Source organism: Bifidobacterium sp. wkB338 (assembly GCF_003688325.1).
GTDB classification, from domain to species: Bacteria; Actinomycetota; Actinomycetes; order Actinomycetales; family Bifidobacteriaceae; genus Bombiscardovia; species Bombiscardovia polysaccharolytica.
The window spans coordinates 1-21,255 of the sequence record NZ_NPOR01000018.1; the positions used below are offsets into that span (position 1 = coordinate 1).

17 protein-coding genes and 1 pseudogene are annotated in these 21,255 nt (G+C 59.5%); 10 read left to right on the forward strand and 8 right to left on the reverse strand.

The window, feature by feature from the left end; all coding sequences use genetic code 11:
- Positions 1–246 (reverse strand): annotated as a pseudogene (locus CI603_RS04020) (IS256 family transposase); the annotation flags it as partial.
- 208 nt (positions 247–454) lie between these two features.
- Here CI603_RS04020 and guaB point away from each other — a divergent pair.
- The 3 genes from guaB to CI603_RS04035 all read left to right on the forward strand — a co-directional run bounded on the left by guaB (position 455) and on the right by CI603_RS04035 (position 4,345).
- Positions 455–2,002 (forward strand): IMP dehydrogenase, encoded by a 1,548-nt coding sequence (gene guaB, locus CI603_RS04025; protein WP_029678705.1) that lies wholly within the window; start codon positions 455–457, stop codon positions 2,000–2,002.
- Positions 2,003–2,196: 194 nt separating this feature from the next.
- Entirely contained in the window at positions 2,197–2,898 is a 702-nt protein-coding gene (gene orn, locus CI603_RS04030; RefSeq protein WP_046323853.1) for an oligoribonuclease, read from the forward strand.
- A 40-nt stretch (positions 2,899–2,938) separates the two neighbouring features.
- Positions 2,939–4,345, forward strand: a complete 1,407-nt coding sequence (locus CI603_RS04035) for a PIF1 family DEAD/DEAH box helicase (RefSeq protein ID WP_121913137.1) — start codon at positions 2,939–2,941, stop codon at positions 4,343–4,345.
- Positions 4,346–4,390: 45 nt separating this feature from the next.
- On the opposite strand, the gene CI603_RS04040 is transcribed toward CI603_RS04035, so the two are convergent.
- The 4 genes from CI603_RS04040 to CI603_RS04055 all read right to left on the reverse strand — a co-directional run bounded on the left by CI603_RS04040 (position 4,391) and on the right by CI603_RS04055 (position 8,193).
- Positions 4,391–4,861 (reverse strand): N-acetyltransferase, encoded by a 471-nt coding sequence (locus tag CI603_RS04040; protein WP_121913138.1) that lies wholly within the window; start codon positions 4,859–4,861, stop codon positions 4,391–4,393.
- Between the two features lie 265 nt (positions 4,862–5,126).
- Positions 5,127–5,825 carry a hypothetical protein gene (locus tag CI603_RS04045; protein WP_147438278.1) on the reverse strand — a complete coding sequence of 233 codons (699 nt, stop codon included), beginning with the start codon at positions 5,823–5,825 and terminating at the stop codon, positions 5,127–5,129.
- Positions 5,826–5,905: 80 nt separating this feature from the next.
- Positions 5,906–7,351, reverse strand: a complete 1,446-nt coding sequence (locus CI603_RS04050) for a hypothetical protein (RefSeq protein ID WP_147438279.1) — start codon at positions 7,349–7,351, stop codon at positions 5,906–5,908.
- A 56-nt stretch (positions 7,352–7,407) separates the two neighbouring features.
- The gene (locus CI603_RS04055; protein ID WP_121913141.1) at positions 7,408–8,193 is read right to left on the reverse strand and encodes an ABC transporter ATP-binding protein; all 786 of its coding nucleotides are present in this window, start codon (positions 8,191–8,193) and stop codon (positions 7,408–7,410) included.
- Between the two features lie 430 nt (positions 8,194–8,623).
- Here CI603_RS04055 and CI603_RS04060 point away from each other — a divergent pair, with 430 nt between their 5' ends.
- Entirely contained in the window at positions 8,624–10,438 is a 1,815-nt protein-coding gene (locus CI603_RS04060) for a proline--tRNA ligase (protein WP_121913142.1), read from the forward strand.
- Between the two features lie 129 nt (positions 10,439–10,567).
- Here CI603_RS04060 and CI603_RS04065 read toward each other — a convergent pair whose 3' ends face one another.
- Entirely contained in the window at positions 10,568–11,422 is an 855-nt protein-coding gene (locus tag CI603_RS04065) for an exodeoxyribonuclease III (RefSeq protein WP_121913143.1), read from the reverse strand.
- 1,171 nt (positions 11,423–12,593) lie between these two features.
- Between CI603_RS04065 and CI603_RS04070 the strand changes: the two genes are divergently transcribed.
- Positions 12,594–13,109 (forward strand): single-stranded DNA-binding protein, encoded by a 516-nt coding sequence (locus tag CI603_RS04070; RefSeq protein ID WP_121913144.1) that lies wholly within the window; start codon positions 12,594–12,596, stop codon positions 13,107–13,109.
- A 119-nt stretch (positions 13,110–13,228) separates the two neighbouring features.
- On the opposite strand, the gene CI603_RS04075 is transcribed toward CI603_RS04070, so the two are convergent.
- A complete protein-coding gene (locus CI603_RS04075; RefSeq protein ID WP_121913145.1) occupies positions 13,229–15,322 on the reverse strand; it encodes a M13 family metallopeptidase in 2,094 nt (697 codons plus the stop codon).
- A 174-nt stretch (positions 15,323–15,496) separates the two neighbouring features.
- Here CI603_RS04075 and CI603_RS04080 point away from each other — a divergent pair, with 174 nt between their 5' ends.
- The 3 genes from CI603_RS04080 (at position 15,497) to CI603_RS04090 (ending at position 18,714) form a co-directional block, all read left to right on the forward strand.
- On the forward strand, positions 15,497–16,195 hold the full coding sequence (locus tag CI603_RS04080; RefSeq protein WP_121913146.1) for an HdeD family acid-resistance protein: 699 nt from the start codon (positions 15,497–15,499) through the stop codon (positions 16,193–16,195).
- Between the two features lie 103 nt (positions 16,196–16,298).
- Positions 16,299–17,075: a type I methionyl aminopeptidase gene (gene map / locus CI603_RS04085; RefSeq protein WP_046323210.1), complete on the forward strand. Its 777-nt coding sequence runs from the start codon at positions 16,299–16,301 to the stop codon at positions 17,073–17,075.
- A 349-nt stretch (positions 17,076–17,424) separates the two neighbouring features.
- Positions 17,425–18,714 (forward strand): citrate synthase, encoded by a 1,290-nt coding sequence (locus CI603_RS04090; RefSeq protein WP_121913147.1) that lies wholly within the window; start codon positions 17,425–17,427, stop codon positions 18,712–18,714.
- A 19-nt stretch (positions 18,715–18,733) separates the two neighbouring features.
- On the opposite strand, the gene dapD is transcribed toward CI603_RS04090, so the two are convergent.
- A complete protein-coding gene (gene dapD, locus CI603_RS04095) occupies positions 18,734–19,693 on the reverse strand; it encodes a 2,3,4,5-tetrahydropyridine-2,6-dicarboxylate N-succinyltransferase (RefSeq protein ID WP_046323208.1) in 960 nt (319 codons plus the stop codon).
- A 145-nt stretch (positions 19,694–19,838) separates the two neighbouring features.
- Here dapD and CI603_RS09155 point away from each other — a divergent pair, with 145 nt between their 5' ends.
- Together CI603_RS09155 and prfB are read left to right on the forward strand one after the other, a co-directional pair.
- On the forward strand, positions 19,839–19,970 hold the full coding sequence (locus tag CI603_RS09155; protein ID WP_255297770.1) for a hypothetical protein: 132 nt from the start codon (positions 19,839–19,841) through the stop codon (positions 19,968–19,970).
- 107 nt (positions 19,971–20,077) lie between these two features.
- Complete coding sequence (gene prfB, locus CI603_RS04100) at positions 20,078–21,211, forward strand: peptide chain release factor 2 (protein WP_110425579.1); 1,134 nt, start codon at positions 20,078–20,080, stop codon at positions 21,209–21,211.
- The last annotated feature ends 44 nt before the right edge of the window (positions 21,212–21,255 follow it).

Consider the following 21,255-nt stretch of genomic DNA (forward strand, 5'->3'; position numbering starts at 1 on the left):
GCCGACCCGTTTACGCCAGGCCCTGGCGCCCATGGCCCCCATCTGTTCCCGGGTCCTGCCCGTCAGCAGCCGGTCCAGGAACTCCCTCAACTGCGCGGCGCGGGCCCGGTCCTGCCTGCGCGCGGTGGACGTGATCGAGCAGGACGGACACATCCAGCGCTGCGTGCCTGATCTGTTGCGCCCATGCTTGCGCATCCGCCCATGGCATATGGGGCAATGCCTGGCCCTCTTCGATCTGGTTCTCATTCCCCGATCGAACAGGAACGGGCACCCCTGCAAGACCCCTATTAACAACCCGACCTATTAACAACCACCCAACACGCTTACAGCCACAAGGCCAAACCCCCAACATAAACAACGCGTTTAGTTCCTATAGCCCCTGAATCACTGGATGAAATAGTACGGACACGGTACCGTTCCGTTAACGGTCAAGAAGCACTTGTAGCATGGTGCTATGGCTATGGAAAACCCACAAAGCGAACCCTCCTCCTACACTCAACTCCCCGACGCCTTCCAGAAAATCGGTCTGGCCTATGACGACGTCCTCCTGCTACCCAACGAATCCGATGTCATCCCCTCCGAAGTAGACACCACCACCCGGCTGACTCGGAACATCACCATGAAGTCCCCGGTCCTTTCGGCTGCCATGGACACCGTCACTGAGGCCACCATGGCTGTGGCCATGGCCCGTAACGGCGGCATCGGCGTCCTCCACCGCAACCTCAGCATCGAAGATCAGGCCAATCAGGTCGACATTGTCAAGCGGTCCGAATCTGGCATGATCTCCGACCCCCTGACGGTAACTCCAGATGCCACACTGACCGACCTGGACAAGCTCTGCTCCACCTACAAGGTCTCCGGTCTGCCCGTGGTGGATCGTCGGCAGCGGCTGGTGGGCATCATCACCAACCGCGACATGCGCTTCGTCAATCCCGCTGACTTCGACCGGCTCAAGGTCAGCGACATCATGACCAAGGACCACCTGATCACCGGTCCGTCCAACATCACCAAGGAAGACGCCCACCAGCTTCTGGCCAAATACAAGGTGGAGAAGCTTCCCCTTGTTGATGATGAGGGCAAACTGACCGGGCTGATCACCGTCAAGGACTTCGTCAAGACCGAGCAGTACCCCGAGGCCACCAAGGATGAGCGCGGCCGTCTGCGTGTGGCTGCCGCCGTGGGCTTCTTCGGCGATGCCTGGCAACGCATCACCGCCCTGGCCGATGCCGGGGTCGACATTCTGGTCGTGGACACCGCCCATGGTCACGCCAAGCTCATGCTGGACATGATCCGCAGGATCAAGGCTGATCATGCCTTCGACCATGTGGATGTGATTGGCGGCAACGTGGCCACCCGCGAGGGTGCTCAGGCTCTGATCGATGCCGGTGTTGACGCGGTCAAGGTCGGTGTGGGCCCTGGCTCCATCTGCACTACCCGCGTGGTGGCTGGCGTGGGTGTGCCCCAGCTGACTGCCGTTTACGATGCCGCCCTGGCCTGCCGGCCTGCCGGGATTCCTCTGGTGGCCGACGGTGGAATCCATTACTCGGGAGACATTGCCAAGGCCATCGTGGCCGGGGCCGATTCGGTCATGCTGGGCGGTCTGCTGGCAGGCACTGAGGAGGCCCCTGGCGAGAAGGTCCTCCTGCATGGCAAGCAGTACAAGGTCTACCGGGGCATGGGCTCGCTGGGCGCCATGGCCCCGCGCGGCAAGAAGAGCTACTCCAAGGACCGCTACTTCCAGGCTGACGTCACCAGCTCCGACAAGGTGGTGCCCGAAGGTGTCGAGGGCGAGGTGCCCTACCGTGGTCCGCTCAACTATGTGCTCTACGAGCTGGTCGGCGGCCTGCATCAGACCATGTTCTACACCGGTGCCCGCACCATTCCCGAGCTGCAGCGCAAGGGCCGGTTCATTCGGATCACCGATGCCGGTCTGCGTGAATCGCACCCCCATGACATCGTCATGACCAAGGAAGCTCCCAACTACTCAGGCTTCCACAACTGAGCCTACGTAGGCAGGTGATTGGCGCAGGATCTCATCAGGACCTGCGCCGATTGCATATCTCAAGTCAGTCATGGTCCGGTCGGACGGCCTGGCGAACCCTCCGCCAGTCACGTGCTGGCGGTATCTTGTAATGTTCCGCCCGAGGCGGCGGAAGGAGCGATCCGGTGCGCGACCCGGATCTGAAAGGCGTACAGATGAGCGACAAGAATGATCTGACCTTCACTGCAGAAGAATCCCGCATGATCTGGATAGACTGCGAGATGACCGGTCTGGATATTTTCCATGACGAGCTGTGCGAGGTCTCCGTGGTTCCTACCGACTTCAACATGAAGGTCCTGGACAAGGGCATCGACCTGGTCATCAAGCCCTCCCAGGCGGCCCTGGACCATATGGGGGACTTCGTCAGGAAGATGCACACCTCCTCCGGTCTGATTGAGGAGATGAAGACCGGTCTGGACCTGGAGGACGCCCAGCGCCAGGTGATCGAGTACGTCAAGCCCTTCCTGCCCAAGAACGGCAAAGCCCATCTGGCAGGCAACTCAGTGGGCTCCGACAAGAAGTTCCTTGACCGGTACATGCCCGACCTTATGGCTCTTCTGCATTACCGGGTCATCGACGTGAGCACCCTCAAGGAGCTGTCCCGCCGCTGGTACCCGGACGTCTACAAGAACAAGCCAGCCAAGCATGGCGGCCACAGGGCTCTGGCCGACATCATCGAGTCCATGGACGAACTGCGCTACTACCGCTCCATGTTCTTCCTTCCGGCTCCCGGACCTGACGGGGCGCAGTCCAAAGCCGGAGCGGAACAGATCGAGCAGACCAGCCTTCTGCGCCATTACGAAGAGTCCGGCGATCCGGTAGAGGATGCCAACAAGCCTGAGAAGACCGACTACTGACAGGCGTAGCCATGTACCTCTGACGTGGCACCATGGAGGCATGCAGCAATCCGAAGCCTTGACCATATTGAGTGCGGGGGCCAATGCCTTCATCACAGGCGCCCCCGGGTCAGGCAAGACCTTTGTGCTCAATGAGTTCGTCGCCCAGGCTCGTCAGGCCGGGGCGGTTGTGGCGGTGACGGCCTCGACCGGCATCGCCGCCACGCACATCAACGGCCAGACCATCCATTCCTGGAGCGGTGTGGGAATCGCCACCTGCATGACCGAATCACTCTTGAAGCGGATCAAGACCCGCCGTCGTAGACAGATAGAAGGCACCGACATCCTGGTCATCGATGAGGTCTCCATGATGCATGCCTGGCTCTTCGACATGGTGGACCAGGCCTGCCGGGCGGTTCGTCACAGCCCCGAACCATTCGGAGGGATCCAAGTGGTTCTTTCCGGGGACTTCTTCCAGCTGCCACCGGTGACTCGATCCAACCGAGCTGCAGGAATACTGCCCAGCCCTGAATTCCAGGCAGCACGGGAACGCTATGCCCAGGCCGGCAAGGACCCGGACGGGTTCGTCACCGAATCACTGGTCTGGCAGGACCTGGACCCGATCATCTGTTACCTGACCGAGCAGCATCGCCAGGACGATGGCCAGCTGTTGACTGTCCTTACTGACATCAGGGAGGGCGGCGTCACCCAGGAGGACCATGAGGTCCTGGCCTCCCGCGTCGGCGCAGTGCCCGCACCCGGTCAGGTGGCAGTCCACCTCTTCCCGGTCAACAAGCAGGCAGACACGCTCAATGACCAGCGCCTGGCCGCCATCAACGAAGAGGCCCACCATTACCAGGCCACATCCCGAGGCGAGGCCAGACTGGTGGAGCGGCTGAAGAAGAACATGCTGGCCCCCGAGGATCTGGCCCTGAAGACCGGAGCCGCAGTAATGGCCCTGCGCAACGACCAGGACCATCAATATGTCAACGGCTCTATTGGTACAGTCAGCGGATTCACCAACTCGGCCAAGGGGGGATGGCCGATCGTCTCCTTCCAGAACGGCAACATAGTCACCATGAAGCCGGCCGCCTGGGAGACCATGGATGGGGACACCGTCTTGGCCGCCGTCAACCAGGTGCCTCTTCGCTGTGCCTGGGGGATCACCATCCACAAGTCCCAGGGGATGACCTTGGACAGGGCGGTCATGGACCTGAGACGGACCTTCGCGCCGGGGATGGGCTACGTGGCCCTCTCCCGTGTGGAAAGCCTGGATGGGCTCTACCTGACGGGCATCAATGAGCATGCCTTCCTGGTCTCTCCCGATGCCGTCGTTCTGGATGCGGGATTGAGGGCCGAGTCCAAGGCGGCCTGCGCCCGTCTAAAGGATGAGGGTCCTGAGTCCTTCACCAAGCGCGCCGTCGGTCAGGAACCAGAAGACGAATTCAGCCAGGACGAACTTTTCTGATTGGTCGCCCTTACCGGTCTTGGCCCGGTGTAGTCATCCGGGTCGCTAGAGGCACCATGACAGACGGACCATGTCTCTCAGGGTGATTCCGTTCTCGACAATGGGCTGCTGGTAGCGGTCTACAAAATAATCCCGTTCAATGCGGTCCATGCGAAACCCGCATGTTTGGTAGAAGCAAAGGGCCTCAAAACTGGTGGATCCGGTGCCTACTTCCAATCTTCTCAGACCCAGCCTGACGGTCTCCATCTTGGCTCGGTCTATTAATCTGCTTCCAAGTCCCTGTCGGCGATAAGCACGGCCCACACTGATATTGGCGATTTCCAAGGTATCCGTGTTTGGTCTGACAAGCAGCATGACACCAGCCAGAGCTTGTCCCACTCGGATTTCAAAAGCACAGGAATGGGTGAAAACGTCACGGATTATCGGTTCTGAAGGATCGGCCTCCAGGAGGAGTGTCATGTGCTCTGCGTCAAGGTTGGTAAAGGTCTGGATGGTCACACCTGGCTCTGATGACATAGGTGCCCGCCTTGTCCTTGTAAATCAGAAAACCTGTTCGATATACAACCATCATATCTTGGCTGTCCGTAAGGGGAGGGTAGGGCTTGAGAGATGTCAGGTTGCGAATTTACTGACCTTTTCCTGTATGCGCCATTTGGCTTCGGTTTCGGTTGTGCTGGTCATATATGTAGGTCCTGTTGACAGCTAGGTGGACTCGGACAAACTCCTGCGCCGTTAAAGTCGGTAGGGTCTCACACATCTCACAAGCAGCTGTGCTGGCGCTTTATTTCTTGTCCAAGATCATTCCCCGTCCTCCGGTGACCGTCCAGAGTAAGACGGCGAAGACTGTCAAGACCGCTGCAATCGCCGGCCAAGTCCCCTGTCCAGGAACGGGCGGTTTGATGTCCTCGGGGTATAGACGGAGCGTCATTCCCATGCCTACCTGCATACCTTGGCTGGCGATATTGATCACTGCCAGTCCTACGCCCAGGCCAAGCCCGTAGAAACGACCAAGCAATGCGATGCCGAGCATGACCAAGGACGCGTCGACCAGGCCATTGCAGGCAGCCAGCCTGAGCAGCGACTGCACGCTGGTTGGGCTGCCGTGGGAGTTCGGTATGGTAAAGAGAACGCTGAGAAGAAACGGCAGCATCAGCACGCCTGTACCTGCGGCCAGGGCTCGCCAACGGACGCGTGCCAGGTTCAGGCGCTCCCAGGTGGGCATAAGCGGGGCAAGCATGACCAAGGCGCATGCGCTGAACGCTGCGTAGGCCAGTTCGGCCATGGGCACCATACTGGGCACGGCGCTTTTGCCTTGTGGGCATTGGGTATGCACGGCGCTGTTGAATACCGCTGCATGTGGATCAGGAACGCAGACGTACCCATAATAGGCTGGCCGGGCATAGATCTCCCCGCCGGTAGCGGAAGCGGAGGCGGTGGCAAGCAGGAAGGGCACGGTCACAGCCAGCACGACAAATGCCAAAGCCGCCCATGGGCGTCGCCCAGCCAACCATCCGACCGGGATTCCGCCTTTCAAGGTACCACGTCGATGCCGGCCGCCCATCAGTGGTTCTTCCCCAGATTATTGATGACATCGGACGGCGTGATGGCGCAGCGTTCGAGCCCAGAGAGGTTGCGACGCACATAGGCATGGAACTCTTCATTAGTGGCATCGTTGAGCAGATCGGCGGCAGGGCCTCGGGCGCTTCCCATCCCGGATGCCCCGCTTCCTCTGCTGCCCATCGACTCGTAGACGGTCTCTCTCATGCGCTGGGGCAACTGCTCCAGCATGAAGGCGGACACGCTGGCACCATCATCCAATGTCCGTTGTTTATACACGTTTTTAAGTGCAGTAGCCGCGCAGTCGGCATGAATAAATTCCTTCACGATGGCCTCTGTGACATCAGCTAGGTCGCTGTATCGTCCAGTGCGTTCGGTGACTGTGTCGGTCATTATCTGTATCTTCTTGCCGCCCAAGTGCTCCAGTTCGGCCAGGCCTTGGCCGGTGAGATTCCACGCCTGGCCGTGGGACGTAGGCGTAAAGGCGTTGCCCAGCAAAAGCACAAGACCCGAGCTGCTTTCCACACTGTCTCTGGGGAACCATGAGGCGACCGACCGCATATACCGCATGTAGCGTCTCAGGTGGGCGCCATCATCCGGGTGGGAGCACACTGACAGCGGCACGCCGTCTATGCTTTTGCACACCGGGGTGAACGGAGCGGACCGTTGCCATTCCGCCGGGCCGGACATGGCTACCAGGCCCCCGGCAGCAGTCGGAACTAAAAGAAGCACAGCCAATGGGGCGACTATCCATGACAGGCCGGGCCGCCACTGGTGTGTGGTCAGCACGCATGCCGCTATGGATGCGGCCAGCACTACTGCGACCAAGATCCAGCGCACTGTCACCGCTGAAAGGTTAATACTGAGTCCCGGCTCGGCACCGATGCCCGTGTCCATCATCGGCATCACCACGGCCAGCGGCGACCCCCAGGCTCGGGGAAACACGTCACCCTTGGGTATGCGCGGCATCAGCAGCACTAAGCTGCCCCAACACAGGGCGGCAGGCAAAAGCGTGGCCGGCACCAGGGACCAGCGGCTGCCCATGATGGCCCCGAGCGCATAGCCGAGGGCGAACATGGCCGCCGGCACTGCCATACCCATGAGCAAGGCCCCCACGGGAACCGACCCGCCTGTGAACCGCAGTGTCTGGACGATGGCGGGAAGACAACCTGCCGCATAGGCCAGGGAACCCAATGCGGCACCTTTGAGGACAGGCACGCCATACCTGCGGACAGACGGGCCCCCGATCCAGGGCGGCGCGACCATGGACCGCGGGGAACACGCTTTCCAGGCGCTCCATGCGCCGAACATGCAGGCGATTACATCCGTCACCAGATGCATCCAGGTCAGGTCGAACTGCAAGGCCGCATCTGTCAGTGCCCACGGGGACGCATCTGATTGGCCGACTCCGTAGTTGCGCACCGATAATGCGGCCGGATACGCCATCATTGACAGAAAGAACACCAGCGAGCTCACAGGTGACAAGGGATTGAGCAGACGGGCCATCATGAGACCTCACCCTGGTCGGATGGCAGGTGTTCGGATCCCGTCAGCAGCCGTCGATAACCGGATTCCCAAGGCGATGCCATTGAGTCCTCAGAATCGGCCAAGGCAGCGAGATCATCCATGCGCCCGTCCAGGAGCAGACGCCCGTGGTCGAGCACCAGCACGCGGTCGGCGATTGCGGCCAGATCCTCGACCAAATGCGTGCTCACCAGCACTGTGTGGCTGTCCGCATATGCGTCGAGGAATTTACGCACCTCAATACGTTGCACTGGATCGAGGCCGACGGTTGGCTCGTCCAAGACAAGCACGTCGGGACGGGCCACAATTGCGCACGCGATGCCCGCACGTTGACGCATGCCACCGGACAGGCTGCGCACCGGGCGGCGAGCTTCCCCGGACAATTCCACCTGCTCCAGGGCCCACACCGCTGCATCACAGGACGCCTTCCATGACAGACCGCGCGCCCATGCGGCGTACCGTACATTGCGCATCAGGCTGGAAGCATTCATCAACTCGAACGATTGCGGCAAATATCCGATCCGGCTCCTGGCCCGACGTCGTCCAGCGCTTGTCAGCACATTCGCCCTGGCTATCCTTACACTGCCCGAGGAAGGATGCGACAAGGTGGTCACAATATTCATCAGGGTTGTTTTGCCGGCACCATTGGGACCCAAGAGCCCGAATACGCCGTTGCCGAAGCTCAAGGACACATCCGACAGCGCCTGTTTACGGCCGTAGGAGAAAGACACGTGCGAGAGGGAAACATCTACTTTATAATTCACCATTGAACCAAACTAATAAAAGTTGAATCTTTACTTCAAAGTTAAATCAAACGTACATTACATAACCGCTTGAGTCAAATTGATGTGCCTGGCAAGGCGCATGAACGGTGTTCGGAAATGTTCAAAGAAGATGCAATCGCGGTGTTCTGCAGCGTCATGATTGATCTCAAGTGATGATCCGGGCGTGGCCGCCAGAACTACGTATGATTGGCGCGATGAATAATGTTGGTTTTCAAGAGCTTCCACCTGCTAGTGGTGAGCGCGAGTCAACCCACCGCTAGTCCTCGACGTTGTCGAGCGGCCGTATGCGGCCATAGTGACTTTCTCTGTGAAAGCGTCCGTAATCATAGGGGTTTCTGGCTTGCTTTCAACAAATCGTCATAAGGCGTCCTTTATGGTTGCTTGTCCCTTTGCGCGCATATCTTTAGGAGGTATGAGAACCAAAGCCATGCGCATGTCAACCCTCTTTTTGCGGACCCTCAGGGAGGATCCGGCCGACGCCGATGTGGACTCGGCCAAACTCCTGCAGCGGGCAGGATACGTTCGCAAGGTGGCCCCGGGCATCTTCACCTGGCTGCCACTGGGTCTGAAAGTCCTCGACAAGGTCCAGGCCGTGGTTAGGGAGGAGATCGACGGCATTGGCGCCCAGGAGGTCCACTTCCCGGCCCTGTTGCCTCGCGAGCCCTACGAGGCCACCCACCGCTGGGAGGAGTACGGTGAGAATCTCTTCCGCCTCCAGGACAGGCACGGCGCTGATTACCTGCTGGCTCCCACCCATGAGGAGATGTTCACCCTTTTGGTCAAGGACATGTACTCCTCATACAAGGACCTGCCGGTTGTCCTCTACCAGATTCAGACCAAGTACCGCGACGAGTTCCGTCCCCGTGCCGGGCTGATCAGGGGTCGCGAGTTCATCATGAAGGACGCTTACTCCTTCACTGTGGACAAGGAGGGGCTGAAGAAGGCCTACCAGGATGAACGCGGCGCCTATGAGCGAATTTTCAAGCGTCTGGGTGTCAACTACGTAATCGTCCATGCGGTCTCCGGACCCATGGGGGGATCTGAGTCCGAGGAATTCCTGGCTCCGCTGCCTATAGGCGAGGACACCTTTGCCCTGGCGCCCTCGGGGAAGGCGTGGAATGTGGAGGCGCTGACCACCCCGCGTCCTGATCCCGTCGACTATGCTGAGACCCCAGTTATGCAGGAGCTGAATACTCCCGACTCGACCACCATCGATACCCTGGTGGATCGGTTCAACCAGCTGCATCCTCGCGAGGACGGCCGGGACTGGACCGCTGCCGATACTCTGAAGAACCTGATTGTGGCTGTCAAGCATCCTGCAGATGATGACCATCCAGAGGGCTGGCGGGAACTGGTGGCCGTCGGCCTGCCGGGTGACCGTCAGGTGGACATGAAGCGGTTGGAGGCCCAGTTCGCTCCGGCCGAGATTGAAGAGGCCAATGAAACTGACCTGGCGGCCCATCCCGAGTTGGTCAAGGGATATATTGGCCCCCGTGTTCTGGGCCCTCAGCGTTCGGATACTGAGTCCGCTTCTCATATCCGCTACTTCCTCGATGCCCACGTGGCACCTGGATCTGCCTGGGTGACCGGGGCTGATTCTGAAGGTGTGCATCTGGCCAATGCGGTTTATGGGCGTGACTTCCAAGCTGACGGAGTAGTGGAAGCCGCCGAGGTGCGTCACGGGGATATGAGTCCTGATGGTTCCGGGCCGCTCAGTTTCGAGCGTGGCGTGGAGATCGGACAGGTCTTCCAGCTTGGGCTGAAATACTCTGACGCATTGGGGCTGAAGGTCCTGGACCGCAACGGCAAGGCTGTGCCGGTCTGGATGGGCTGCTATGGCATTGGCATTTCCCGTGTACTGGCTTGCATCGCTGAGATGCATCACGATGATAAAGGTCTGGCTTGGCCCAAGGCTGTCGCTCCTGCCGCGGTCCATGTGGTGGCCACCGGCAAGAAGCAGGAGGCCTTCGATGCCGCTGAGAAGCTGGTCACCGACCTGGAGGACCGCGGCGTTGAGGTCATCTACGACGACCGGCCCAAGGTATCTCCCGGGGTCAAGTTCAAGGATGCCGAGCTAATCGGGGTCCCCCTGGTCGCTATTGCTGGTCGCGACACCATCGCCAACGGCACTATTGAGATTCGCAACCGCGATGGCTCGGATGTGCAAGCTGTTCCTGCTGATCAGGCCGATCAGGTGATCGTGGATCGGATTACGGCCTTGCAGTAGGTTATGCCATGCTCATAGTTGCTTATTCGCAACCAACGTAGAGGGGTGGGGCCTAGGCCGCGTCAAGATGCACGCGACCAAGGCCCCACCCTTTTGGTTGTATCGGTTTGGGTTCGGGTATCTATCCAGTCAGATGCGCAGCAGAATGGGCAGATGATCCTGGCGCTCGCCTGTGTCCACGGGTTCGCTGGTGCTGACTTGGTCAGCGATCCGGTTGGAGGTCAGCCAGTAGTCGATGCGCCAGCCGGAGTTGTTGATCTTGCTCTTTGGGGCACGCTGTGCGAACCAGGTGTAGACGCTGCGGTGATCGTCGTAGAAGCCGGCGGCATCGCCATGAATTTTTCGGAAGGTGTCGGTGAAGCCTGCATCCAGCAGAAGGCCGAACTTCTCACGTTCCTGATCAGTGAAGCCGGCGGAATGGTGGTTGGATGCCGGGTTGGCGATGTCGATCTCCTCGTGGGCCACGTTGAAGTCGCCACAGGCCAGGACCGGCTTGCGGGCATCCAGTTCCTGCAGGTAGCGACGGTAGCAATCATCCCAGACGCCGCGCGGCTTGAGCCTTACCAGTCCCGATCCGGAATTGGGAGTGTAGACCGTGGTGACGAAGCAGTCCGGGAACTCCAGAGTGAGCATGCGGCCCTCGTCATCCATGGTGTCGGGAGCGCCGATGCGGGGGCGGGTCACGGTAGGCTCTGGCAGGCTCTTGCGGTAGAGCATGAGCGTGCCTGCGTAGCCTGTGCGGGCCGGGGCCGCGGAACGGCGGTCCACCTCCTGATAATCGGGAAAGTAGCGCATGAGTGCCTTAAGGATACCCGCCGATTTCTTCTGATCGCCGTTGAGTTTGGTTTCCTGGATGGCTACGACATCGGGGTCCAGATCCCGAATGGTTTCCACCACCTTCAGGGAGAGGGCGCTGCGGCTGCTCTTGCCCAGCAGGGCGGCGTTGAGCGAATCGATGTTCCAACTGACCAGCGTGTGAACCATGACTGCGGGTCCTTCCAAACCGTGCCGATGTATCTGCTTTCACAGTTTAGCCCAGGACCAATGCTCGATGGTCCTGGGCTGTGAAGGGACATTGCGGATCCAGTTATGGGTTCCGCTGATGTGTCCTTCGGCATCAGCACAGAAAGCATTGGTAAATCAGGCCTCAATCGAGATACCCGGGTGAATGCCATCTTCGAACGTAGCTCACCTGGTTCCTCTCGTCGATCTTGCGGCCTTGTCTTCAGGCCTGCGCGTCAGCCTCGGCCAGAATGATTCACACCTAGTGACTGTTCGGGGATGCTGCTGCCTTCTCCGGTTCGGAAAGGAGTTGCCTGAGTCTTGAGTCTCTCATTCTTTTTGTACAGTCGTGTGTTCCTGACGGATAGTGACTGGTTGTGATTGTCCATCTGGAGTGTTCATAAGGTAATCGGATCGGTATCGCTGAAAGCGGCCGGGAACAAGATAATGGGTGGCGGCTTGTTTTATAGCGCAGGCAGCCACCCATTGTCGGTGATGAAGTCATAGGAATTAAAAGCCAGTGCCGCCCATAGGATATTGTCTGGATTCATGTATGCTGTGTTCTGTTCTTCCTGAAGTACCGAATCAACAATGTAACGGGTATGGCAACTGCCGCTATCCCTGCTACTCATCCCACTATCGCTACTACGCCCGCAATCGCTCCTGTAATCATGTTGTGTCCACCTCTCTCCTTGAACAATCAGCAATTATGAGTCGTCGAGGCATTATCGCCATTGACGTCTACCTGCATCCGAGCCGTTCATTTTTCGTTATCAAGTTTTCCTCTGTTCTCGATTTTCATAATTATGGGTAAATCCACTCCACTTTACCTGATGAGATAGGTATTACTGACAAGAGACCTGTCTCAAGTTTTTATGGAAGAAGGTTGGTTTGTCCACAATCTGAATCAGTCCGAGTTCGTTCGACCACAATGGTCTGCAGGTCGTGTACGTGGACGTGGGCGGAGGCAGGATGGACTCACCGTTCGACGGAGGGTTCCTGGCCGGGGCCAGTCCCTTCCCCCGCTCCGATTATCCGCGCTCTGGTCGGGGATTCTCCGTCGAATGGCCTCGCCGCTGCAAAATCAGGAATCCAGGAATCGACTGGCAGATTTACAGCGTCGGATTCATAACATCAACAGAGAGGTTTCGGTATGGCCATCAACGAAATAAAAACGACTGTCTTCGGCTTTATGGGGACCCAACCAACGCGTCTGGGACAGCCGGGGTCTACGGCTGTCTGCTCCTTCAGGCTGGGCTCTACTCCGGCCCATTACGATGCTGCGGCTGGAGTGTGGAAACGAAAATCCACTACTTGGCTTACTGTCAAAGCTTTCAGGACTCTGGCGGTCAATGCCCTGGCCTGTCTGCATAAGGGCGATCCGGTCATGGTGACGGGATCTTTGGTGACGGAGGAGTGGATCAGCGATGGCCAACCGCACAGCAGTCTGGTTTTGGTGGCAGATGGCATCGGTCACGACCTAGCCCGGGGGCAGGATACCTTCACCAGGACCCGATCGGATACCGCGCCTATTGATGAGGGAGCTGACGGTCCGGACCCTTGGACCACGCCGCCATCGTCTTTATCGTCCGAAACTGCATCTGTCTCTGCATCATCTGCGTCATCTGCAGCCAAGGAGACATCGGTGAAGGCTTCCGATGCCGAATGAGCACAGGTTGTTTCGGCCTAGCAAAACGAAAGCGGGAGACCGACTGATTTTCGTCGGCCTCCCGCCTTGAACAGTAGGCTGATTAAAACCGTCAACCAACGGTTTTAATCAGAACAGGTTTACCAGATCTTGACTCGTGCGTCGGGTTCCAGCCACATGCCGTCGTCGGCGGTGACTCCGAAGGCCTGATAGAAGCGATCCACGTTCCTGACGATGCCGTTTGTGCGGAATTCAGCAGGGGAGTGGGGATCGATCTGCAGATACTGTTCGGCCAGCTGATCCCTGTTCTTGGTCCTCCATATGGAGGCATAAGACAGGAAGAACCGTTGCAGGCCAGTGTAGCCGTCCATGACTGGAGCCGAGGCTAGCGCCTGGTCCATGGCAGCATCGTCTGTCTCGGCTGTGCCGCCCTCCTTCTTCTGCAAGGAGATGGCATAGGCCTTGATGGCGATGTTGACGCCTCCCAGGTCCCCGATGTTCTCGCCAATGGTCAACGCTCCATTGACATGAGGTGCTTGCTCGGGCTTGTCGGCGTACTTCTCGGCAAGTTGCTGGGGGACAAATCCGTTGTACTGCTCAATGAGTGCTTTGGTCCGTTGTTCGAAGTTTTCGCGGTCCTGCGGGGTCCACCAGTCCTGCAGACGTCCGTCACCGTCGTACTTGGAGCCCTGGTCGTCGAATCCGTGGCCGATTTCGTGGCCGATGACCGACCCGATGCCTCCGTAGTTGACGGCGTCGTCGGCGTCTGGGTCGAAGAAAGGCGGCTGCAGGATGGCTGCGGGGAAGACGATGACGTTCAGGGTGGGCTCGTAGTAGGCGTTGACCGTCTGAGGATTCATCAGCCACTCTTCCTTGTCCACAGGCTGACCGGCCTTGCAGAACTGGTAGCCGGACTCGTAGAGGTTGGCCTGCCGCACGTTGTCGACCAGACCCAGCTTTTCGTCCACAGCCAGGGCCGTATAGTCGCGCCAGTGCTCGGTGTAGCCGATCTTGGGCGAGAATTTGTCCAGCTTGGCCAGAGCCTTGACCTTGGTCTGTTCTCCCAGCCAGTCGCTGGAGGTGATGGAGACCCGATAGGCATCGATCAGGTCTGAGACCAGGGCCTCCATGCGGGCCTTGCTGGAGGCAGGGAAGTGCCGGCGTACATATTCGCGTCCGACCTCCTCGCCGCAAATGCCATTGACCAGGGAGACAGCCCGCTTCCAGCGGTCACGCATCTTGGTCGTGCCTGAAAGAACCTTGCCATAGAAGTCGAACCTGGCCTGATCGAAGTCGCTGCTGAGCAGGCCTGCCCACTCGATCAGGGTGTGCACGCGGGCCCAGAGTTTGAGATCCTCCAAATCGCTGGTTTTCCAAAGCTCGTTCAAACCCTGCAGGAAGGAGGGTTCGTGCACTATGGTCCTGGACAGGGCTGAGCTCAGATCGACCGGTTGCAGATTGGCGACAGGACTGGCTGCATATGCATTCTGCCAGGACTCGATCCAGGTGTGCAGATCGAAATCGGCGAGTGTAGACTCCAGGTCGGCCAGGGTGGTGGGATTATAGGTGCGATCTTCGTCTCGGGTCGACACGTTGTCCCAGTGGCGTGCCGCTATGCGCGTCTCGACATCAAGGAAAGACTCCGCCTGTCTGTGGGCAGCCTCCTGGTCATCGGCGTAGCCGGAGATCCTGAGCAGGGAGGCCACCATGTCGGTGTAGGACTGACGGACCGGAGCGTAGCTCTTCTCCCGGTAGTAGGCTTCGTCGGGAAGTCCCAACCCGGCCTGTTCCATATGAGCCACGTTGACGCCAGCGTTGCCCGGATCGCCATAGATGGCGATGCCGAACAGATCAGGTCCGCCAGTGGGGTTGAGCCGGCCCAGCAGGCTGGTCAGCGCCTTTTTGCCGGACACAGCGTCAATGGCCTGCAGGTCTGGGCGGATGGGTTCCATTCCCGCGGCTTCTATGGCATCAGTATCCAGGAAGCTGCGGTAGAGCAGGGCTGATTTGACTGCCGGGGATTCCGGGTCCTCGAGGATTTCACGGATCTGTGCTTCGGCATCCTCGGCAAGCTTGTCGAAGGAGCCGAACCGGGAGCGGTCCTCGGGCAGACTGTAGGTGTCGATCCAGGGACCGTTGACAAAACGAAAGAGATCGTCCTGCGGCCGAATGACCGAGGAGAAGGAGGCCGGATCAAGTCCGGAGGAGGTCTTGGGTTCAGTAGATTGTGCCATGCCACAAGCCTAGCCATCTTTGATGACATGCCAAGCCCTGGGTTGCCGGCAATCAGCGGACCGGCGAACCATCGCCAAAGGGGAAAAGCCGCGATTGCCCCCTTGGTGATTTAAACTTGGAAGACAGTAACAGGACGGCCGCTTGGCCGCCCTGAGCGAATGAAAGAGGACGGTATGACGGATCCCATGCAGGGCGGTCAGCCCAATCAGTACAGTGGTCAGGATTCTTCGCAGAATAACGGCCAATACCAGAATAATTATGGTCAGTATGGGCAATACCCCGGCTATCAGGGGCGCCCGCCACGGATGGATCCATTTTCCATGATTGCCGAAGATCTAGGATTCAGAACCTTGCGGGCCATCCGAGTCATCATGGGTGTCATGGGTGTGATTGGAGTCATCCTGGGCCTGGCTCTGCTGCTCAGGCCGGATAAGACCCTGATTGCCGTGACTGTGGTGCTGGGCATCTACTTCATCATCTCCGGCGTGGTCCGTCTGGCCACTTCCATCGTGTCCAAGGGACTTCCCGGTGGATGGCGGGTTCTGGGTGTCCTCTTTGGCGCCCTGATTGCCGTCGGCGGCATTGTCATCGTCAGGAACACGGCCCTATCCGCTTCAGCGCTGACCTTGCTGGTCACCATCATTGTGGGCATCAGCTGGATCATGGAGGGCGTGATGAGTCTGGCAGCCTCCTGGGGGCTCCCGCATTCAGGCTGGGCCATCTTCTCAGGCGTCGTCTCCATCATCGCCGGGATCATCGTCATGATCTACCCGCTGAGCTCCGTCATCTTCCTGGTCATCTTCAGCGGGTGCGCTCTTCTGGTGCTGGGAGTCGTTTCCATTATCAGGGCCTTCACCTTCGGCCGGAACTGAGAGCCGGACTCGTCCGACTGACCCGATAATACTGAGTGGTAGTACTTGGGCAGGATCCTGAGGGGCGGCACCCGCGGGCACCAATCATGAAAGGACGCAGAGGATGATCGAGCTCAAAACCAAGCAGGAGATCGAACAGATGAAGCCGGCGGGCAGGTTTGTCGGCAGCATCCTCAAGGAGCTCAAGTCCATGAGCAAACCCGGGGTCAACCTGCTGGAGCTGGATGACTACGTCAAGGACAGGATCAACGCCCGCAAGGGAGCCACATCCTGCTACGTGGACTACGCGCCTGACTTCGGCACCGGCCCCTTTGCGCACTACATCTGCCTATCCGTCAACGATGCCGTTCTCCATGGAGTGCCCTATGACTACAACCTCAAGGATGGCGACCTGCTCTCCCTGGATCTGGCCATCAACGTGGACGGCTGGGTGGGTGATTCGGCTATCAGCTTCGTGGTGGGCGAGCATGCCGATCCAGAGGATCTGCGACTGATTCGAACTACCGAAGAGGCCTTGAAGGCGGGCATCGCCCAGGCTCAGCCCGGTAACCGCCTAGGTGACATCTCCGCTGCAGTCGGTGAGGTTGCCCATGAAAACGGATACAGCGTCAACCTGGAGTTCGGCGGACACGGGGTAGGGCGGATTATGCATGGTGATCCCCATGTGCCCAACGACGGCACTCCTCATCACGGTTACAAGCTGCGCCCGGGTTTGGTCATTGCCATTGAGCCCTGGTTCCTGGCAACCACCGATCAGATTTACCAGGATCCCAAGGATGGGTGGACCCTCCGTTCTGCAGACGGATCGCGCGGCGCCCACAGCGAGCACACCATCGCCATCACTGAGCAGGGGCCTGTCATCCTGACGACCCGGGACTGAGTCAGAGGTTGTTCGAGGTCGAATTAGGACTAAAAGGGATTTAGGAATGTCCACGATGTGGATGCTCCTGGATCCCTCTTCGATACCGACCTTCTTTGATACCGGCGCTTTCCTCCCGGGCCTTGTGCCCGCAGGCTGGTGCGGGAATGAAGACGGCGCTGGCTTGGACCTGCGCCTCGTGGCTGGAGGTGACGGGTTCATGCTTGTGGTTACAAGCCGGTAATCGAAGTCGTGGTTGTTTCTGCTAGCATGTCGGCAATTCCACGCCGGTACAGGTGCCGGTAGCCTGATCCGGCACGACCGTCGACTCCCACTGGCACCTCACTGGTTGATTAACAGGAGGTGCGTGATGTCTACAGCACGGTTGTCCATCGATTCCGAACAGGTAGATCTTCCCCTGGTTCGCGCCACCGAAGGGCCCGACGGCATTCTGGTCTCCTCCCTGCGCAACGACGGTTGGGTTACGCTGGATCCCGGCTTCCAGACCACGGCCCAGTGCGTCTCGGGAACCACCTTCATTGACGGCAAGCGGTCCATACTGCGCTACAGGGGCTATGCCATAGAGGATCTGTGCGCTCAGTCCAATTTTCTCGAAGTAGCCTGGTTGCTGTCCCACGGTGAGCTGCCTGATGCCGAGCAGTACCAGCGGTTCCGCAGCCATGTCTTGGGTCACACGGTCGTAGGGGAGGACTTCCGTCATCTGCTTTCGTCCTTCCCTCGCCAGGCTCATCCCATGAGTGTGCTGGCTGCTGCGGTCAACGCCCTTGCCGGCTTCCATCCGGACACCTGTGATGTGGACGATCCCGACCAGCTGGATGAGGCCAGCGCCATCATCATGGCCAAGGTGCGCACCATCGTCTCCTTGATCCACCGTCGTCGCCGCGACCAGCCCCTGCTCTACCCGGATAGGACCTGGGGCTATGTGGAGGACTTCCTGCGGATGAGCTTCGCCATGCCCTATCAGCCCTATCAGGCTGATCCTCTCAAGGTGCAGGCCCTGGACAAGCTTCTGATCATCCATGCCGACCATGAGCAGAACTGCTCCACCTCAGTGGTCCGGATTGCCGGATCAGCCCGAGCCAACCTGTATTCGGCAGTGGCTGCCGGCATCAATACCCTGTCAGGCCCCCTGCACGGCGGCGCCAACGAAGCCGTGCTGCGCCAGCTGAAGAGCATACGGGATTCCGGTCTGGGTGTGCGAGGCTATGTGGACCAGACCAAGAAGGAGGGTCGGAAAATCGCAGGTCTGGGCCACCGGGTCTATAAGTCCTATGACCCGCGCGCGGCCATAGCCAAGCAATGGCTCTACAAGCTCATGGATGAACCCGACCAGAATAGAAATACGGATGATGCAGGACTTTTCGACGTGGCCCTGGAGCTGGAGGATCTGGCCCTGCACGATGACTACTTCGTCGAGCGCCACCTCTATCCCAACGTGGACTTCTACACCGGGCTTATCTACCGCGCCATCGGCTTCGACCCGGAGATGTTCACCACGCTCTTCGCATTGGGGCGCATCCCCGGATGGATCGCCCAGTACAGGGAGATGCTGGACGATCCAGACACGAAAATCGGTCGTCCCAGGCAGGTCTATACCGGGCAGGGCCCACGCGACTACCTGCCCATGGAGCAGCGCTGAGTCCGATGACCGACTGGGCTCAGTTGGCGTGCAGCCGCTCGTTCAGCTCGATGCCCTTCTTACGGGGCAGGGCTTTGACCTGGCCGGTGCGGGAGTCGCGGATGAAGAGCAGATGATCCCGTCCGCTCAGTTCCGCTCCCTTGACCACATGGTCGCCCAGACCGATCTTGGTGCCGGCGGTGACGTAAAGACCGGCTTCGACCACGCAGTCGTCGCCCAGGGAGATGCCGATGCCGGCATTGGCTCCCAGCAACGAGTGCTCACCGATGGAGACCCGATGGCGACCTCCGCCGGATAAGGTGCCCATGATGGAGGCTCCGCCGCCGATGTCCGAACCGTCGCCGACCACGACCCCCTGTGAGATCCGGCCTTCGACCATGGAGTGGCCGAGGGTTCCGGCGTTGAAGTTGACGAAGCCCTCATGCATGACCGTCGTTCCCGGCGCAAGATGGGCGCCGAGCCGAATCCGATCAGCGTTGCCGATGCGGACGCCCTCGGGAACCACGTAATCAACCATGCGGGGGAACTTGTCCACGCTCAGCACCGTTACCTGCGTCACCGGGATGCCTGGCATGGATCGGCTGGCTGCGGCCATGACCTCTGACCTGCGCAGGGCGAAGTCCTCCACGGCGAAGGGGCCGTAGTTGGTCCACACCACCGTGGTCAGCTGTTCAAAGATTCCATCAAGGTTCATGCTGTTGGGCTGGGTCAGACGCATGCTGAGCAGATGGAGCCGCAGATAGGCATCGGCGGCATCCGCTATCGGGCCATCCAGATCGGCCACGGTGAAGACCGGCACCCGGCGGATGCCGCGTGCGTCGGGCTGGTTGTGGACTTGGTCACCGAAGTCGTGATTGGGACGGTTCGCCGGGGTCGGCGGCGTCGAGATCTCGGCCTTTGGATACCAGACGTCCAAGGTCCGGCCCTGCTCGTCCTGGCTGGCCAGGCCCCAACCCCATGCGGTGCGTGCTTTACTCATCGTTCCTCCCTCAGGCGGTGCAGTCAATTGATATAAGTTGTCTTACAGAATAAACCGGTCGACGTTCAAACAGACACTATCCGTCCGACAGTCGGGTCTGGATCGTCGCCAGCCAGGTCCCAGCCGATAGGTAAAATTATCAACTATGAGTGCCTACAGTCATGAGCGTGAGCGCCGAGAGCGTCGGCGCCGCAATACGGCCAGAGCGGTCTGCCTGGTCATTGCCGTGGCTTTGCTGGCCAGCCTTGTCATCCCTGCTATCTTCAGCGGCCTTTGACCTGGCCCGTCCGGTCGGCGGGAATCCGGCCGTCACAGGCAAAGGCGGATGGGAATGAAGACAGCGGTCGGCTCGTGTGGAGCCGGTCTGGAAAGCGGTGAGACAGTATGGCAGAGATGGATTTTGCTCAAGCATTGGAGCAGGCCAAGGCCAAGTACGAGATGATTTCCAAGGCGCTGGACCCGGAGGGCCTGCGCTCGCGAATTGCTGATCTGGAGCGTCAGGCCAGTGCGCCTGGACTCTGGGACGACCAGGAGAACGCCCAGAAGGTGACCAGTAGGCTCTCGGCCTTGCAATCTCAGCTCAAGCATTTGGAGTCAGCATCCTCCCGGCTGGACGATGTCCAGGCTCTTGAGGAGCTGGGCCAGGAGGAGCATGATCAGGACACTCTGGTGGAGGCCCGCAAGGAGATCGACTCTTTGAGGTCCGACCTGGCTGACATGGAGATTCAGACCCTGCTGGACGGTGAGTACGACGAGCGTGCTGCCGTGGTCACTATCCGCTCGGGTGCCGGCGGAGTGGATGCAGCCGACTGGGCGCAGATGCTCCTGCGAATGTACATGCGGTGGGCTGAGAGGCATGGTTTCTCTACCAAGGTCATGGACACCTCCTACGCGGAGGAGGCCGGTATTAAGTCGGCCACCTTCCAGGTGGACGCCCCCTACGCCTACGGCCGTCTGTCGGTGGAGGGCGGCACCCATCGTCTGGTGCGGATCTCGCCCTTTGACAACCAGGGTAGGCGGCAGACTTCTTTCGCTGCTGTCGAAGTCATCCCCCTGGTGGAGCCCACCGACCACATCGACATCCCAGACTCGGACATCCGAGTGGACACCTACTGCTCCTCCGGCCCGGGGGGCCAGGGAGTCAACACCACCTATTCGGCCGTGCGCATCACTCACCTGCCGACCAACATCGTGGTCACCATGCAGGATGAGCGCAGCCAGATTCAGAACCGTGCGGCTGCCATGGCTGTTCTGCAGTCCCGGCTGCTGGTTTTGCGGCACGAGGAGGAAGCCAAGAAGAAGAAGGAGCTGGCCGGTGACATCAAGGCCAGCTGGGGGGACCAGATGCGTTCCTACGTGCTGCATCCCTACCAGATGGTCAAGGATCTGCGCACCGGATACGAGACCTCTGACACCCAGGGGGTTTTCGACGGTGACATTGATGCCTTTATCGAGGCCGGCATCCGTTGGCGGCACCAGCAGCGGGTCCAGGCTCGCGAGGAGGAAGCCAGTAAGTAGAGCTTTTTCCGGCCGCGGTTTGGTCGGTGTTTCATGAGTGAGTA

Bases quoted from the DNA above. Each gene is read 5' to 3' on its own strand.
- guaB (WP_029678705.1), top strand. From the start codon at position 455: ATGGCTATGGAAAACCCACAAAGCGAACCCTCCTCCTACACTCAACTC.
- orn (WP_046323853.1), top strand. From the start codon at position 2,197: ATGAGCGACAAGAATGATCTGACCTTCACTGCAGAAGAATCCCGCATG.
- CI603_RS04035 (WP_121913137.1), top strand. From the start codon at position 2,939: ATGCAGCAATCCGAAGCCTTGACCATATTGAGTGCGGGGGCCAATGCC.
- CI603_RS04040 (WP_121913138.1), bottom strand. From the start codon at position 4,861: ATGTCATCAGAGCCAGGTGTGACCATCCAGACCTTTACCAACCTTGAC.
- CI603_RS04050 (WP_147438279.1), bottom strand. From the start codon at position 7,351: ATGATGGCGTATCCGGCCGCATTATCGGTGCGCAACTACGGAGTCGGC.
- CI603_RS04055 (WP_121913141.1), bottom strand. From the start codon at position 8,193: ATGGTGAATTATAAAGTAGATGTTTCCCTCTCGCACGTGTCTTTCTCC.
- CI603_RS04060 (WP_121913142.1), top strand. From the start codon at position 8,624: ATGAGAACCAAAGCCATGCGCATGTCAACCCTCTTTTTGCGGACCCTC.
- CI603_RS04065 (WP_121913143.1), bottom strand. From the start codon at position 11,422: ATGGTTCACACGCTGGTCAGTTGGAACATCGATTCGCTCAACGCCGCC.
- CI603_RS04070 (WP_121913144.1), top strand. From the start codon at position 12,594: ATGGCCATCAACGAAATAAAAACGACTGTCTTCGGCTTTATGGGGACC.
- CI603_RS04075 (WP_121913145.1), bottom strand. From the start codon at position 15,322: ATGGCACAATCTACTGAACCCAAGACCTCCTCCGGACTTGATCCGGCC.
- CI603_RS04080 (WP_121913146.1), top strand. From the start codon at position 15,497: ATGACGGATCCCATGCAGGGCGGTCAGCCCAATCAGTACAGTGGTCAG.
- map (WP_046323210.1), top strand. From the start codon at position 16,299: ATGATCGAGCTCAAAACCAAGCAGGAGATCGAACAGATGAAGCCGGCG.
- CI603_RS04090 (WP_121913147.1), top strand. From the start codon at position 17,425: ATGTCTACAGCACGGTTGTCCATCGATTCCGAACAGGTAGATCTTCCC.
- dapD (WP_046323208.1), bottom strand. From the start codon at position 19,693: ATGAGTAAAGCACGCACCGCATGGGGTTGGGGCCTGGCCAGCCAGGAC.
- CI603_RS09155 (WP_255297770.1), top strand. From the start codon at position 19,839: ATGAGTGCCTACAGTCATGAGCGTGAGCGCCGAGAGCGTCGGCGCCGC.
- prfB (WP_110425579.1), top strand. From the start codon at position 20,078: ATGGCAGAGATGGATTTTGCTCAAGCATTGGAGCAGGCCAAGGCCAAG.